The 15,471-nt window shown below is 28.3% G+C and carries 19 protein-coding genes; 11 read left to right on the top strand and 8 right to left on the bottom strand.

Features of this window, described 5'->3' with window-relative positions:
• Window position 1 precedes the first annotated feature (1 nt).
• On the top strand, window positions 2–694 hold the full coding sequence (locus tag ACKU3H_RS04020; RefSeq protein ID WP_320035693.1) for an ABC transporter permease: 693 nt from the start codon (window positions 2–4) through the stop codon (window positions 692–694).
• On the opposite strand, the gene ACKU3H_RS04015 is transcribed toward ACKU3H_RS04020, so the two are convergent.
• Window positions 684–1,031, bottom strand: coding sequence for a helix-turn-helix domain-containing protein (locus ACKU3H_RS04015; protein WP_320035692.1), 348 nt, complete (start codon window positions 1,029–1,031; stop codon window positions 684–686). The two genes, ACKU3H_RS04020 and ACKU3H_RS04015, sit on opposite strands and share 11 nt — an antisense overlap.
• A gap of 108 nt (window positions 1,032–1,139) precedes the next feature.
• On the opposite strand from ACKU3H_RS04015, the gene ACKU3H_RS04010 reads away from it, so the two are divergent.
• Window positions 1,140–2,114 carry a YhdH/YhfP family quinone oxidoreductase gene (locus ACKU3H_RS04010; RefSeq protein WP_320035691.1) on the top strand — a complete coding sequence of 325 codons (975 nt, stop codon included), beginning with the start codon at window positions 1,140–1,142 and terminating at the stop codon, window positions 2,112–2,114.
• Between the two features lie 7 nt (window positions 2,115–2,121).
• Here the strand turns inward: ACKU3H_RS04010 and ACKU3H_RS04005 are convergent, their stop codons facing one another.
• Entirely contained in the window at window positions 2,122–2,478 is a 357-nt protein-coding gene (locus tag ACKU3H_RS04005; protein WP_320035690.1) for a helix-turn-helix domain-containing protein, read from the bottom strand.
• A 145-nt stretch (window positions 2,479–2,623) separates the two neighbouring features.
• Between ACKU3H_RS04005 and trxA the strand changes: the two genes are divergently transcribed.
• Together trxA and ACKU3H_RS03995 are read left to right on the top strand one after the other, a co-directional pair.
• Window positions 2,624–2,941 (top strand): thioredoxin, encoded by a 318-nt coding sequence (gene trxA / locus ACKU3H_RS04000; RefSeq protein ID WP_320035689.1) that lies wholly within the window; start codon window positions 2,624–2,626, stop codon window positions 2,939–2,941.
• Window positions 2,942–3,071: 130 nt separating this feature from the next.
• On the top strand, window positions 3,072–4,304 hold the full coding sequence (locus tag ACKU3H_RS03995; protein ID WP_320035688.1) for a glutamate-5-semialdehyde dehydrogenase: 1,233 nt from the start codon (window positions 3,072–3,074) through the stop codon (window positions 4,302–4,304).
• A gap of 11 nt (window positions 4,305–4,315) precedes the next feature.
• Here ACKU3H_RS03995 and ACKU3H_RS03990 read toward each other — a convergent pair whose 3' ends face one another.
• Window positions 4,316–5,017, bottom strand: coding sequence for a hypothetical protein (locus ACKU3H_RS03990; protein ID WP_320035687.1), 702 nt, complete (start codon window positions 5,015–5,017; stop codon window positions 4,316–4,318).
• Between the two features lie 64 nt (window positions 5,018–5,081).
• Entirely contained in the window at window positions 5,082–5,711 is a 630-nt protein-coding gene (locus tag ACKU3H_RS03985) for a LysE family translocator (protein ID WP_320035686.1), read from the bottom strand.
• Window positions 5,712–5,773: 62 nt separating this feature from the next.
• On the opposite strand from ACKU3H_RS03985, the gene ACKU3H_RS03980 reads away from it, so the two are divergent.
• From ACKU3H_RS03980 to ACKU3H_RS03970, 3 genes are read left to right on the top strand one after another with little or no spacing between them, the layout of a single operon-like run.
• Window positions 5,774–6,328, top strand: a complete 555-nt coding sequence (locus ACKU3H_RS03980; protein WP_320035685.1) for a methylated-DNA--[protein]-cysteine S-methyltransferase — start codon at window positions 5,774–5,776, stop codon at window positions 6,326–6,328.
• A gap of 55 nt (window positions 6,329–6,383) precedes the next feature.
• Window positions 6,384–7,106 (top strand): carbon-nitrogen hydrolase family protein, encoded by a 723-nt coding sequence (locus ACKU3H_RS03975; protein WP_320035684.1) that lies wholly within the window; start codon window positions 6,384–6,386, stop codon window positions 7,104–7,106.
• On the top strand, window positions 7,103–7,552 hold the full coding sequence (locus tag ACKU3H_RS03970) for a low molecular weight protein-tyrosine-phosphatase (protein ID WP_320035683.1): 450 nt from the start codon (window positions 7,103–7,105) through the stop codon (window positions 7,550–7,552). Before ACKU3H_RS03975 ends, ACKU3H_RS03970 begins: the two co-directional genes overlap by 4 nt.
• Here the strand turns inward: ACKU3H_RS03970 and ACKU3H_RS03965 are convergent.
• Together ACKU3H_RS03965 and ACKU3H_RS03960 are read right to left on the bottom strand one after the other, a co-directional pair.
• Window positions 7,545–7,946 carry a hypothetical protein gene (locus ACKU3H_RS03965; RefSeq protein ID WP_320035682.1) on the bottom strand — a complete coding sequence of 134 codons (402 nt, stop codon included), beginning with the start codon at window positions 7,944–7,946 and terminating at the stop codon, window positions 7,545–7,547. The genes ACKU3H_RS03970 and ACKU3H_RS03965 overlap by 8 nt on opposite strands.
• A 3-nt stretch (window positions 7,947–7,949) precedes the next feature.
• Complete coding sequence (locus ACKU3H_RS03960; RefSeq protein WP_320035681.1) at window positions 7,950–8,717, bottom strand: OmpA family protein; 768 nt, start codon at window positions 8,715–8,717, stop codon at window positions 7,950–7,952.
• Between the two features lie 155 nt (window positions 8,718–8,872).
• Here ACKU3H_RS03960 and ACKU3H_RS03955 point away from each other — a divergent pair, with 155 nt between their 5' ends.
• The 3 genes from ACKU3H_RS03955 (at window position 8,873) to ACKU3H_RS03945 (ending at window position 12,359) form a co-directional block, all read left to right on the top strand.
• Complete coding sequence (locus ACKU3H_RS03955) at window positions 8,873–9,355, top strand: hypothetical protein (RefSeq protein ID WP_320035680.1); 483 nt, start codon at window positions 8,873–8,875, stop codon at window positions 9,353–9,355.
• 795 nt (window positions 9,356–10,150) lie between these two features.
• Window positions 10,151–10,516, top strand: a complete 366-nt coding sequence (locus tag ACKU3H_RS03950; protein WP_320035679.1) for a S24 family peptidase — start codon at window positions 10,151–10,153, stop codon at window positions 10,514–10,516.
• A 109-nt stretch (window positions 10,517–10,625) separates the two neighbouring features.
• Window positions 10,626–12,359 carry a diguanylate cyclase gene (locus ACKU3H_RS03945; protein ID WP_320035678.1) on the top strand — a complete coding sequence of 578 codons (1,734 nt, stop codon included), beginning with the start codon at window positions 10,626–10,628 and terminating at the stop codon, window positions 12,357–12,359.
• Between the two features lies 1 nt (window position 12,360).
• Here the strand turns inward: ACKU3H_RS03945 and ACKU3H_RS03940 are convergent, their stop codons facing one another.
• Window positions 12,361–12,993 (bottom strand): putative metalloprotease CJM1_0395 family protein, encoded by a 633-nt coding sequence (locus ACKU3H_RS03940; RefSeq protein ID WP_320035677.1) that lies wholly within the window; start codon window positions 12,991–12,993, stop codon window positions 12,361–12,363.
• 419 nt (window positions 12,994–13,412) lie between these two features.
• Between ACKU3H_RS03940 and ACKU3H_RS03935 the strand changes: the two genes are divergently transcribed.
• Window positions 13,413–14,303 (top strand): hypothetical protein, encoded by an 891-nt coding sequence (locus tag ACKU3H_RS03935; RefSeq protein WP_320035676.1) that lies wholly within the window; start codon window positions 13,413–13,415, stop codon window positions 14,301–14,303.
• A 140-nt stretch (window positions 14,304–14,443) separates the two neighbouring features.
• Here the strand turns inward: ACKU3H_RS03935 and ACKU3H_RS03930 are convergent, their stop codons facing one another.
• Window positions 14,444–15,463, bottom strand: coding sequence for a ribonucleotide-diphosphate reductase subunit beta (locus ACKU3H_RS03930; RefSeq protein ID WP_320035675.1), 1,020 nt, complete (start codon window positions 15,461–15,463; stop codon window positions 14,444–14,446).
• Window positions 15,464–15,471 lie beyond the last annotated feature (8 nt).

The raw sequence follows: 15,471 nt of genomic DNA, 5'->3' as shown, positions 1-15,471 counted from the left end.
AATGCAAAATATCTCTTTTGTCAATCTATTATTCACACTTGTACCATTGATATTTGTGTGGTACTACTACAAAAAATGGACAAAAGACTCAAGTGAAATTATAATTTCCACAATTAGAATGTTAATCCAATTACTTGCAATTGGTTATCTTCTAATATTTATATTTGAATCAAAAAATATATTTTTGGGATTATTTATAATCTGCTTTATGATAGCAGTTTCAACTTTTATAGCACTAAGAAATACAATTGATAAATCTTTAAAACATTATTTTCATATACTTATTTCAATACTAATATCTGGTGTAATAAACTTATTTGTAGTAATCTTAGTATTAAATCTTGAATATACTTATGAACCAAGATATATCATTCCACTTGCTGGTATGATATTTGCCAATACAATGAATGCTTTATCTTTAGCAATTGAAAGGTATGAAAAAGAAACCCAAAGAGGCATAGAGTTTGAACAAGCAAGAGAGATAGCTTTTAAAGCATGTATGATACCCCAAATAAACTCTTTACTAGCAGTTGGGCTAGTTTCCCTTCCTGGTATGATGACAGGGCAGATATTAAGTGGTGTTGATCCTTTAATAGCTGTAAGATATCAAATAATGATTATGACAATGATATTATCAAGTGCAGGAATTAGTGCCATAATCTATTTTCTATTAAAGAAGAAGTTTATTTATTAAACTTTTCCTTATGAACTTCTCCCCATAAATACAACTGTTTTATAATAGGTTTTAAGGTTTTTCCATATTCAGTCAAAGAGTATTCAACTTTTGGTGGGACTACAGGGTAAACTTCTCTATGAACTAAACCATCCTCTTCTAACTCTCTTAATTTCTGAATTAACATCTTTTGTGTAGTTCGCGGTAACAGTTTTTTTAATTCACTAAATCTTTTTATATCTCTTCTTAAATACCATAAAATTAATATTTTCCACTTCCCAGCTAATACATCTATTGCTGTTTCTACGGGACATTTGTCATAATCTTCAATTTTATCTATATCTATTTTCTTAGTCATAATCTTTCCTATAGTATCTTTTTAGATAGTACCTTTCTTTTTAGTAAGTTCTTGTTCTTTTGATATATTTTAGCTAAAGTTATACTATAAAAAAATAAAAGGATAAATATGAAAGCATTTATTGTAGAAAAGAGTGGAGACAAAGAGTTTACAGCCGGTTTACAAGATATTGAAATTCCAGTTATTGAAGAGAATGAAGTATTAATAAAAGCAACTTACTCTTCATTAAACTATAAAGATGCACTAAGCTCTGTTGGAAATCCAGGAGTTACAAGAGTATTTCCTCATATTACAGGAATTGATGTAGCAGGAGTAATTGAAGAATCAAAAAGTGATTTATTTAAAGTAGGTGATAAAGTTTTGGTTACAGGTTATGATTTAGGTATGAATACTAATGGTGGACATAGTGAATATGTAAAAGTGCCTGCATCATGGGTAATAAAAATTCCTAATGGTTTAAGTGATAAAGAGATTATGACTTATGGTACTGCTGGTTTAACAGCTGCACTTAGTGTAAATGAGTTACTAAACAATGGAATAAATACAGGTGAAGTATTAGTTACTGGTGCAACAGGTGGAGTAGGAAGTTTAGCTGTTGCTATATTAAGTAAATTAGGTTTTAATGTAACTGCCATATCAGGGAAAGAGGAAAAAATTGACTTTTTAAAATCTTTAGGTGCAAAAGAGGTAATTCTTAGAAAAGATTTTGATATAGAAAATAAAAGACCAATGGGAAGTGAAAAGTATGATGCAGTAGTAGACACAGTTGGTGGAAATATCTTAGCAGAAGCTCTAAAAGTGATAAAATACGATGGAGTAGCAACTTGTTGTGGTTTAACCTCATCATTTGAATTAAATACAAATGTTTTTCCATTTATACTTAGAGGAGTAAGACTTATAGGTATAGATTCTGTTGAGTGTAAATTAGATAAAAAAGCTGCTGCTTGGGAAAAACTTGCAAATGAATTCAATGTAGATGTATTAGAGGATTTAACAACTCAAATAAGCCTTGAAGAGATACAAGAAGCATATAATAATCTTTTATCAGGAAAAGCTGTAGGAAGATATTTAGTAAAGTTATAGAGTAAATCTACTCTATAACACAATTTGCATCTTTTATAATATCTATTTTATTATCTTTGGCATACTCTTTGCCCCAATCGTGTAATTGCTCCAATATGGGAATAAGTTTTTCACCACTTTTTGTTAGTTTGTATTCAACCTTTGGTGGGATAACAGGATATACAATTCTATCAACAACACCCGCTTCTTCCAATTCTCTTAATTGTTGAGTTAACATTTTCTGACTAATATTTGGAATAATTTTTCTTAATTCGCCATTTCTTTTTACATCTTTTTTTAATGCCCAAAGAACAATAGACTTCCACTTTCCACCTATAATATCTGTAGCTAATTGAAAAAAACAATTGTATTCTTTAGTTTCCATAATAAAGTCCTACTTTTTATTTAATTTTAGTAAATATAGTTTTAATAGTAACTTAAAAGTAACTATAAAACTTTTTAGTATATACTTGACATTTGTAAAATATTAGGATAAAATTTTTCCACTTAAAAAATAATAAAGGACTTTTATGGCGAATTATATTGAATTAACAACTGAAAATTTTGAATCAACTGTAGGTGAGGGTGTATCACTAGTAGACTTTTGGGCTCCTTGGTGTGGACCGTGTAGAATGCTTTCTCCAGTTATAGATGAATTAGCAACAGATTTTGAAGGAAAAGCAAACATTTGTAAAGTAAACACTGATGAACAACAAGACTTAGCAGTTAAATTTGGAGTAAGATCAGTACCAACTATTTTAATTATGAAAAATGGAGAGATTGTTGACCAAGTTATTGGTGCACAACCAAAACAAGCTCTTGCTGATAAAATTAGCGCACAATTATAATATAATACGATTTTATGGTAGTAGAACTCTTCTACTACCAAGATAATATTACTTACAATACTATCCTTCTAGTTTAAAAAAAGAAAATTTTAGATAAAATTATCAAAATTGTAATCAACTAGGACAAAAAATGCAACAATTTTTAGAAGAAACAAAAAAAATTAGTAGAGAAATAGCTACCTTAAGTGGGGAAGTTAAAAATAGAGTTTTAAATGAGATGGCTGATGCTTTAATGGAGCATTGCGATTTTATTGTTAGTGCAAATGCAAAAGATATGAGTAAAGGTGAATTAGGTGGCTTATCTGAAGCCCTTTTAGATAGATTACAACTTACGGGTGAAAGAGTTGAAGCGATGGCCAATGCAATTAGAGAAATAGCTTCATTAAAAGAACCTGTAGGAAGAACTCTTGATGGATGGGTTACTGAAAATGGATTAAATATTCAAAAAGTTTCTATACCAATTGGAGTTATTGGTATAATCTATGAGAGTAGACCAAATGTAACTTCTGATACAGCAGCCTTATGTTTTAAAAGTGGAAATGCCTGCGTATTAAAAGGTGGTAAAGAAGCTGAAAACTCAAACCATGCTATAGCAAATGTATTAAGACATGTATTAGCAAAAAACAAGTTACCAGAACAAGCTATATCACTCTTACCTGATTCAAGTAGAGAGGGTGTTGCAAATCTAATTAAACAAGACAAATATGTTGATTTAATTGTACCAAGAGGTGGAGAAGCACTTATAAAATATATTAGTGAAAACTCAACTATACCTGTTGTAAAACATGATAAAGGATTATGTCACGTTTATATTGATAAAGATGCAAACCATGATAAAGCAATAAATATTGCTATAAATGCAAAGGTTCAAAGACCAGGTGTTTGTAATTCTATGGAAACATTACTTGTGCATCAAGATGTAGCAAGATATATATTACCACCTTTACATGAAGCTTTTGTTGCTGAAAACACAGTTTTAAAAGGGTGTGAGCTTACAAGGGAATATATAGATATTCAATGTGCAACACATGAAGATTATGATACTGAATATTTAGCAAATATCTTAAATATTAAAATAGTTAAAAATGTAGATGAAGCTATTTTTCATATAGGTAAATATGGTTCAGGGCACTCTGAATCAATTATAAGTGAAAACTACTCAATAGTAAATAAATTTTTAAATGAAGTAGATGCAGCTTGTGTATATGCTAATGCAAGTACAAGATTTACTGATGGTGGAGCCTTTGGATTAGGAGCAGAAGTTGGTATCTCAACAAATAAACTTCACTCAAGAGGCCCTATGGGAATAAACGATTTAACAACATTTAAATATAAAGTTTATGGAAATGGTCAAATAAGATAGGAAATCCTATCTTATTGATTATTAAACATCTTCATATTTTGCATCATTTGCTCCATCATTTTTTTCTCTTCTGGAGTCATATTTTCCATCTCTTTTTGAAATTCACTTTTTACACTATCCATGGTTTTGATAGGGTAATTAGGAAGTGAAAACTCATTATCATCTATAGCTATATTAAAATCAACTTTTTTTGCAATTTGTGTTTGAGAATATCCCATCATATTTGTTTCAATCTTAAGAGGAATACCTTTATATAAACAAAGTTTCATATCATCTAATTTCCAAACATCACAGCTAACTTTTAATATAGTTTCAGTTCCTACTTTTTTAGCACCAATACTTTTAAGTCCAGATTCTCCCATTAAAGCTGCAGTTTGAGAATTATCTAATTTTGAAACATCTTGCTTATAAATAAGTTTTTCTTCATAATCAACACTATAAACCAGACCATCTTCATACTTTAAAAACTCTTGCACAGTTTGAGTTTGTCCCATAACATTTTCAGTTAAAGATTCTTTTTCCACTTCAACTAAACCATAATCCTTAAATAAAAGTTTGGCATTACCTTTTAAAGAAGAACTAACTCCCATAATTTTTCCTTGCCCTGCAATAGAATATTCAACAATTCCTGATTGTATATCATATCTTTTAGAACTTCCAAATAAACACATTGCAAAGACAACTAAAGTGATAAATATTTTTTTTAAAAACATAATCTCTCCTCCCTATTTTTATATTTATTATAGTCCTGAAAGATTAAATATATAATTAAATAATTTATCTTGATGATATTGCAAGTTTTATAGCTAAACTTCCTAATACAAATGAGGTTAATATATTCATATATTTAACTATATTTGGATTTTTTGTAAGCTTTGAACTTAATATATTACCTGCAATACCAACTACTGAAAAAACTATTATTGTTAAAAGCATAAATATTAAACCTAAAATAATCATTTGCAAAGGAACATTACCATTTTGTGTACTTACAAATTGTGGGAGGAAAGCCAAGAAAAATATAGAAACTTTCGGATTTAAAACATTCATAAAAAAACCTTTTAGATACAATTTTTTTAATTCTGTTTTACTATTTTGTACACTTAGATCAAGGGGTTCATTTCTATGTTTAAATGCTTGATATGCAATATAAAGAAGATATGCTGCACCAACATATTTAACAAGATTAAAAGCAATCTCTGAAGTTTTAAAAATAACAGAGATACCAAAGGCTGCGGCACTTGTATGAATAATAAGTCCAGTACAAAGTCCAAGAGTAGTAACTATAGCTGCTTTTTTACTTTTTGTCATACCTTGGGTTAGAACATAAATATTATCAGGTCCCGGAGCCAAACATAAAAGAAATGAAGCCAAAATAAACATATACAAGTTTGTTAATTCAATCATATAAAATCCTTTGAAAAAAATAATTATATCTTAGTTATAATTTCAAAGATATAAGGATTTAAATGAGAAGTTACAAATCAGATAAAAAAAACATCTTAGCTACTACAGTTATTAAAACACCTTTAGGGGATATGTTTGCCGTATCAACCCAAAAAGGTATTTGTATGTTAAATTATTATAATCAAAATGAAGAAACCATACAAAAAGACTTAAATAAAATGAAAAAATTTTTTAATGCAGACGTAATACCTGCACATAATAAATTTTTTGAATGTCTACAAAAAGAGTTAGATGAATATTTTGAAGGTAAAAGAAAAGAGTTTACTGTACCCCTACAACTTGTTGGAACAACTTTTCAACAAAGTGTTTGGAAGATACTTCAATTAATTCCTTATGGAGAAACTGTTTCATATCTTGAAGAAGCACAACTTTTAAAAAATCCAAAAGCAGTAAGAGCAGTAGCAAATGCAAATGGTAGAAATCCAATTTCTATAATTATCCCTTGCCATAGAGTTATTGCAAGTGGTGGTAAAATAGGAGGATATACCTCAGGTGTGGATAAAAAAATCAAACTTTTAAAACTAGAAAATAGTTATGATTATGATATAATTCCATAAAATATAAATTTATATCAATAGAAAAAATATACAATTTAAATAAGAGTAGAAAAAGATGAAATTAATAGCGTTACAAACTAAAACAACAGATGATTTTAAAACAAATTACAAACATTTAAAAGAGTTAATTCAATCATGTGATGACAACTCATTTATACTTGCTCCTGAACTTTGTCTAACAGGGTTTTGTTATGATAGAATGGACGAAGCAGACGAGTTTACACAAAAAGTAAAAAAGAAAATAAAAAAACTTTCAGAGAATAAAACTATTGCAATAACTTTTCTTCAAAAAGAGGATATAGATTACTATAACACTTTATATATTTTCCATAAAGGTAAAGTTATACATAGACAATCAAAACATAAACTTTTCCCTCTAGGAGATGAACATGAATATTTTATTCCAGGGAAAGAAGAAAATATCAAAATTATTGATATTGATGGATTTAAAGTAGCCTCTCTAATCTGTTTTGAGATTAGATTTCCCCAATTATGGTTAAAAGTTTTAGGAGCTGATCTTATTTTAAACCCTTCTATGTGGGGTCTAAAAAGAAAAAATCATTTTGAGTCTATGTCAAAAGCTTTAGCAATAGCAAACCAATGTTATGTTTTAACTGCAAATAGTGCAAATGAGGATATGGCAAAAGGAAGTGGAATAATAACTCCTTGGGGCGAAGAGATAAGAGATGATAAAAAAGAGCTTATTTCTCACACCTTAGAAAAAGAAGAGATAAAAAAAGTTAGAAAATATATTGATATTGGATTAAAGAAAAAATGAAAGTAAACTCAATACTGTTTGTTTGTCTTGGAAATATATGTCGCTCTCCCCTTGCAGAAGGTATAGCAAAAGAGTATATAAAACAAAAAAATTTAAATATTAAAATTGAAAGTGCAGGAACAGGAAGTTGGCATATAGGAGAAGCTCCCTGTGAGAATTCCATAAAAGTTGCAAAACAAAATGGAATTGATATCTCAAATCAAAAGGCTAGACAAGTAAATAAAAATGATTTTGAAGAATTTGACTTAATTGTTGGTCTTGATGATAGCAATATTTCAAATTTAAAAAATTTAGGTTGTAAAAGCCCTTTAAAACTTGGAGATTTTGGTTTTGAGGGAGAGGATGTTCCAGATCCTTACTTTTTCAATGGATTTGAAGGGTTTGATAAAGTTTACAATATGATTGAAACTTGTGTCAAAACCCTAATAAATAGCAAGACTAAATAACTTTAGATAGTTTTTTAGCTTGTTCTACCCATTTTGCTTCTTTGATTTGATCATCCTCTAAGGTGAAATACTCTTCTACCCAATGGCAATTTTTAGAATTCCATTTTGCGATTTGATCAAAATGATAAATTCCCAGTTCATTAAGTCTAGATTCTAATTGCTCATCTATACCTTCTATCTCTTCTAAGTTATCTTTACCAGTTGGTCTTGGAGAACTTCTAATCAAAGGTTTATTATAAATATTCCCAGCAGCAGCTCCTCCATGAGAAGTTACACTGTTATAAACAGGTGTTCTATCTCCACCAAAAGCTTTTCCAACTAAGAAACCAATTAGGAAACCTAAAAATGCGGCAATTACTAAACATAAAACTATCTGAGATGCTATTTCTATCACTTCTTATTCCTCAACTATATTGAATTCTACTCTTCTATTCTCTTTTGAATACCCATTTGGACTATTTGGTACTAAAGGGATATCTTCACCATAACCTCTTGCAATCAATCTATCTTTATCTACACCAAAAAATATTAATCTATTTTTAACAGTTACAGCTCTTGCAAAAGATATCTCTTGGTTCACTTTTGCTTCACCTGCAGCATCTGTATGACCTGCAATCTCCATTTTAATATTTGGATTATCCTCTAAAAATTGAGCAATCCTTTTGATTGTTTTATCACTTTTTTTAGTTGTTTTATATCCTGCTCTTTTAAAAATAACTGGATTTTGTTTTACATAATCATTAATCTCAATTTGAAGTTTTTGTGTAGCAATAGATAAGTCTTCTATATTTTTCTCATCATTTTCTCTAATATATTTTGATGCCGTAGTTAAAAGGGGTTCAACAACTTCCTTAACAACATCTACAGATTCTTGAACAAAATCATTTTCAGCTTTTTCTTCAATATTAGCTTCAACTTCAAACACTTTTGGTTCTTGTTCAGTTTTATTATATAAATTATTATCTTCTTTTTGAATTTTATTATTTTCTTCAATAATTTTATCGGTTGAGGAGTTAATTATGGGTTCAACTTCTAATTGTGTTGGTTCAAAAGAAACATCGGCTTCACTATCTTTTACTAATTTTGGCGCATGTATATATACACACGAAACAATTAGAGTAAGCAACAATAATAATAAAAAAATCACTTTTTTTTCTGAACTCATATTATTCTCTTTAGTTTTTTCAGTACATTTTATCTTATTAATTATCAAAAATGTATAAATAAATAAGAAAATAAGTATTTTTATTTAGTTTTTGATTATAAGTTATAAATATTTTCTTTATTTTATAATTAAATATATTGCAAAAAGGAGTTGTCATGAAAGTTTTAATTATGTTGTTGGTTTTCATAAATCTTTTATTCGCTCTACCTGATGAGTTCGATAGAGACAGATATAACATTGGTGAAAAGATATTTGATAATAAATGTAGTGAATGTCATAGAAAATCTATGCCTATACCTTTATTAATGAAAAACTTTATAGAAGAGGATAATAAATTATTAAATTTAAAAGCTCCCACAGGAAATGAGATATCTTTTAGATTAAAACAGCAAATTGGTCACAGAGGTGATATTGAGTTTCATCTGATGGAAACTACTGATTTTGTAAAAGATTATCTATATAATCCTGATAAAGCAAAAACAATCTGTCTTGAAGGGGTTATAAGACACTTTGATACTATGCCAAGTATGAAGGGCAAAATAACAGAAGAAGAGATTGAAGATGTTACATTTTTTCTTTATTTCTTAGAAGGTTTTAATGATGTAAATGAGTTTTACCATGATGAAACAAAATTTTAAGTTATTCTTAAAAATTATTTAAGAGTTAGAAATACTTTTTTATACTTATTTAAAAAATTATTTTTTATTTTATAATTATAAGATATAATAAAAAAAGGAAAAAAAATGAGTGATAAAATTGATATTGTAAGCCTTCAACTATTCTCTTTAATTACAGTAGGGGTACTTACAAATGGTATGTTAATCTATACTTTTTTTACTATGGATTAATTCTTCTCAAGTAAGAAACTTCTTACTGTATAAAAAACCTATACTTTCAGTAAATTTAAAATCTTAATAAACTGCTATATAAAATAGAAATCCACTTAGATAATAAAAAAAAGTCATTGAAGAAAATAAAATAGTATTTTCATATTTTTCTATTAACATAATTCTCTCCTTGTTTTAATTGAAAGAATTTTATTAATAAATAATTTCAACTTGGTAACAATTTGTTATTTAACTAAATACTGAAATATATAAAACAAATGCTGCACCAAAATGTGCAATTGTTAATGCTGAATAAAATAGATTATCTTCGTATCTTTTTGCTAAAACTTTCATCTAAAATCCTTTGATAAAAAATTGTTATAACAATTATTACAAAATTATAAAAATCTTTTTTATATTTTTGTAATTAGGAAGATTATTTAATCTAGAATTAATTTTTAATAATAAATATCTATATAAACTCAAATATATTGAATAGGAAGATAATAAGTAGCTTCACCTTTTAATATCCTTATGGCTTTTTTACTTGTTGCTTCAATTATACCTTTTATATTTGATTAATATATAGCTAGATAAACTTCAAATATGGAAAATATAAATTTAGAATATACAGATATATTTGATGATAACAAAGTAAAAAAATTAAGCTTCTCAAAGCATTTAATTACTAAAGAGTTTAAAGAGGAGTCTCTTTTTGCTCTTCTTGTAGATGGAGAATCTATGCAACCTGTTATAAATGACAGGGCAGTTATAGTTGCAGACATTTCCCAAAAAGAGTTAGTAAAAGATGCCATTTATATAGTTTATCATGAAAATAAAATGTGGGTAAAAAAGTATAATATAAACTCAAATACTTTTATCTCCATAAACCCAGATTTTTCACATCTAGTTTATAAAAAAGAAAATACCCATATAGTAGGTAGAGTTTTACTCACCTTTACAAATTTGTAAATAATTATTCTTTCTCGTAAATTATCGTAAAAAGCCAAAATAACTACTAGATATTAATTTATATAGAGTTATTTTTAGATAAAATACAAAAAATCAATTAGGTAAGAAAGTGAATAAATTTGTATTAGTATTTATTTTATTTTGTTCAACACTATTTGCACAGGATAATATACTAATAAACAATGAAACAAAAATTGATAATTTTAATGTTTTAGTATATGAAGATAAGAACTCAAAACTAACATTAGATGAGATAACAAAAATAGACAATTTTAAAACTGTAAATAACCATATTAGCAATGGATTTACAAACTCTACTTATTGGTATAAATTTAAAATAAAAAACCAAAGCAATGAAGATATTAAAAGATATATTAAAATGTCTGAAAATATCTTAGATAAAGTAGATTTATACTTGTTAACAGAAGATAATAAACTAATAAAACACAAAAAAAGTGGACCTGGATACTTTATTGATGGACAAAAAAACAAACTTGAAAGAGCTCATTTAGAATTCACTATAGAAAAAGATGAAAGTATAACTATTTATATAAAAACTAGCTCTTTATATCCTATGTTTAACTCTTTTCATATATATGATAAAACCCAATTAGAAAGTTTTGAATACAACTATACAACAGTATATGCATTTTTGATAGGTTCTTTACTCTCTCTTGCTTTATATAATCTAATGATTTTCTTTTATACAAAAGATACAACATATCTATTTTACGTTTTATACTCTATATGTTTAATATCATGGCAAACATCTATGAGTGGAATTTTTCCTTTTGATATATTTTTTAGCAAAGAATCTTACTATCTAATAGGAACGGCTATCCCACTTTTAATAGTTTTTTTAAGTCTTTTTACAAATTCCCTTTTAGATATAAAACAGCAGTCAAAAAAATATTATAATATCATAAATGCAATTGCAATTTTTTATTTTATTTTAGCTCTTTGGAGTATATTTAATTTTAAACCAGCAATTACACTTATGAATGCAACAGCATCACTTGTTTTACCTTTTCTTTTATATATTGGATTTCTAAGCTATAAAAAGGGAAATAGAATAGCTATATTCTACCTATTTGCCCAAGGATTTTTCTTATCCCTTGCAACACTATTTTCCCTTTCTTCTTTTGGATTTTTAGAATATAACCATTTATCAAGACATGGAATAATGGTAGGTTCTTTTTTAGAGATGATTCTTTTTTCACTTGCTTTAGCATATAAAATAAAACTATTAGAAGAGGAAAAACTTATAATTATACAAAAAGCTAAAAACAGTTTAGAACTAAGGGTTCAGGAAAGAACAAAAGAGCTTGAAGAATCAAAGAAAAAACTTGAAATACTAGCAAATAAAGATCACCTATCAGATTTATATAATAGAAGACCTCTATTTGAAATAAGTAATAAACTAATAAGTCTTGCAAAAAGAGACAATAGTGATATTAGTGTTTTACTTTTTGATATAGATAAGTTTAAAGTTATAAATGATATTTATGGACATAAAGCAGGAGATGAAGTTATCAAAAGCTTTGCAAAACTTCTTAAAAGAGATAGAAGATCTTCAGATATTGTTGCAAGAGTTGGAGGGGAAGAGTTTGTTATCTTACAACCAGCTACAAAAAAAGAAGATGCCTACAAAGTAGCCCAAGAGATTAGAAAAAAAGTAGAAAATTTAGAAGTTATAAGTGATGACAAAACAATAAAATTTACAGTTTCTTGTGGTGTTGATTCTTTAATAAAAGAGGATACTAGACTAGATGAATTAATAGCAAGGGCTGATAAAAAACTATACGAAGCTAAAAATACAGGAAGAAATAAAGTTATAGCATAAACTATGCACTTATAGAAGTTTGCTCTTCCTCATCATCTTGAGTGCCGCTATTTTGTTCATATTGCTCTTTGGCATTTTCTGTATAGCCACTACTTTCTGATACTTTTTCTTGTATCTCTTGGGCTAATTCTTGCTGAGCTTGCATCATCATCACTCTAGCCCTTGAAGCTATAGATAAATCTTGTGGACTAGGATCCGCAGGTGCTAAAGCTGTAGCAATTACCCCTTGTAGATTTGTAATACTCTCTTGGGGAGTTGAACCTGTTTCAATACTAACAGGAACTTCACCAGCTACAGCATACATAACCCCATCTGGTCCTTTAGTATATGTAAAATTAGCCCCACCTACAGCAGCAGGACCACTTTGGTGAGCAGCTTCATGGGCTCTTACTTTACTATCTATTCCTCTAAGCTCAGATAAATACGCTTTTTCTTCATTTGTTAATTGGGTAGGATCATTACTTGTTTGCTCTTGCTCATTGTTATTAGACTCATTAGAGGCTTCATTTTTTTCAAGACCTCTTGAATCTTGCTGCACCCCTTGTTCGTCCGTTACAGCTTGTTGTTGAGCAGTTGCTCTTGAAAAATAGTCGACATTGTAGCCGAAGGTAGATGTGTTGTTTCCTATTTCCATAATACTAATTTTAGTATAAGGGAAATTAAAAGTTTTAATAGTCGGAGAATTTAATTTTAGAATTTAAAGTTATTTATGTATTTTAGATAAAAGCTGTGTTGGGGATGAGGAGTTGGACACTCCTCTTTTGTCTCTTGTACTCACAGGGGTGAGTACGCTTTCATACTTTTTAGTTGTAAAAAAGTATGGCAAAAAGCAACCAGACACGTTGTTGAAGCTAAAGTTCCCTACAGGTTTGTAATTATTTTCTGCCTTGCGAAACTCAATAAAAACGTGACATTCAGTCACCTTTTTCTCTCAGACATTCTCAGGCTTTTCCGAAAATAATTAAAAACCTTCCGGCTTCAACAAAGTCGGGGAGTTAACGCCGTATTTAATATCATTTTGGTAAAATATTTCATTATTTTTATGGAGATATTATGAAAGATATTATCAACTCTTTTAAAGCTCATTTATATGAAAGAACTTCAAGCCCACTAATTGGTGCATTTATTTTTTATTGGTTAATTTTTAATTACAAAATGATAGTTATACTATTTGATAATAAATTAAATTCAAAAACAAAATTTTTAGAAATTGACAATCTTTATAAAGAAGACATAATTACTATTCTAAATGTTGATGTACCAATACAAGGATTTTTAATTCCTTCAGGTATTACTCTTTTATATATTTTAGCTTTTCCATTCTTTAGTAATTTAATTCATAAAGCTTGGATTTGGCATCAAAATAAATTAAAAGAAATAAGTAATGGTAAAGTACTTACAAAAAAAGAGTTTGGAGAATTACAGCAAAAATTTATAGAACTTGAGTTAAGTTTTGATAATAAATTTCAGAAGAAAGATAGTGAAATATTAAAACTTAAATCTTTTATTGAAAAAAAAGACACTTTAATGCTTGAGTATCAATCAAAAATTGAATCATTTGAAAAGACAATTATTTCTAAAGATAATCAAATAGATGGATTAAGATATGACTCAGATAACTATTTTAATGAATTAAATCATAAAAAAGAAGAGATTACACAATTAAAACAACAAATAAATAATTTAAAACCTAATATTGATCTACTAGAAGAGCAAGTAATGAAACTATATGTCCCAAATTACAAAGAATTGTTTTCATTAGAAGAAATTAAAGAAAGACTAAATATAAATGAATTAAAGACAAAATATATAATAAAACAATTAAGTGGTAATGGATATATTAATTCTGTAAGTAAACAAATTTCTGCTAATAGAACTAAATTTGGATATATATTAACAGATAAAGGTGAAAATTTTTTAGTTGAAAATAATTATATTGAATAAAAGAGATTTTATAATGTTTATTTTTGTTAAGGTCAAGGCGGTGATTGAATTTTATGGAGGAGCTTACTAGAAGTAAGTGAGTCCATAAAATTTAAGCGCCAACGTAGAGATTGGCAAAAAGAGACTTTAGAAAATCTCTTTTAGAAGTCGTCGAAGTCGATACTACCTTTACTATAGTTAACTACGTTTCCTTCGAAGAAATTCGTTCTTTGGTCATTAAATGAAGCATAACCATCAACCCAAGGAATAGGGTGCTTCACATTGTACATTGGAGCGTATCCAACTGCTTCTAGTCTTCTATCTGCTAGATACTCGATATATTGTCTTATAATTGCGTCCGTGAACCCTAGGATTTGTCCTTGAGTTACGTATGCTCCCCATGATGCTTCTAGGTCTACTGCTTTTCTGAACATTGCTCTTACTGTTTGCTCTAACTCAGGTGTGAATAAGTCAGGTCTTTCTTTTCTTGTTGAGTTAATCATGTTTTGGAAAAGTAATAGGTGTGTTACTTCATCTCTTTGGATGAATCTAATCATTTGTGATGAACCTAACATTTTTCCTGATTTACCAAGTGCATAGATAGCTGCGAAACCTGCGTAGAAGTATAATCCTTCTAGGATTTGGTTAGCAAACATTGCTAAAACGATTTTTTCATCTGTGATATCACCTGCTAAGTTTTTATAAACTGCTGCAATATAATCATTTTTTTCTTTTAGCTTCTCATCATTTTTCCACATATCATAAATTTCATCTGTATTGTCAGAAATAGATTCAACCATTACTGCATAAGATTTTGAGTGGTTAGCTTCTTCATATGATTGTCTTGAAAGACAAGCATTTATCTCTGGTACTGTAATATATGGATTGATATTATCCATTAGGTTATTTGTTTGTAATGAGTCCATAAAAATAAGTTGAGAAAGTACTAAATCATACATTCTTTTTTCAGGCTTTGTTAGATATTTGTAATCCTTTGCATCACCTGTCATTTGAACTTCTCTTGGGAACCAAGTATTTGCTTCCATCATATCCCAAAGATTTAAAGCCCATTGGTATTTCATTCTTGTAAAGTTGATCATACCATCTGGATTTCCACCAAATATTCTTCTTTCAGTTAAAGTCTCTCTTGACTCTGGATTGTATATCGTTTTTCTTGACATCGGCTAAA

The sequence above is a fragment of the Halarcobacter sp. genome, from assembly GCF_963675975.1.
GTDB lineage: Bacteria > Campylobacterota > Campylobacteria > Campylobacterales > Arcobacteraceae > Halarcobacter.
Note: the sequence above shows the minus strand (reverse complement) of the source record. Positions and strands in the feature narration are given on the sequence as shown.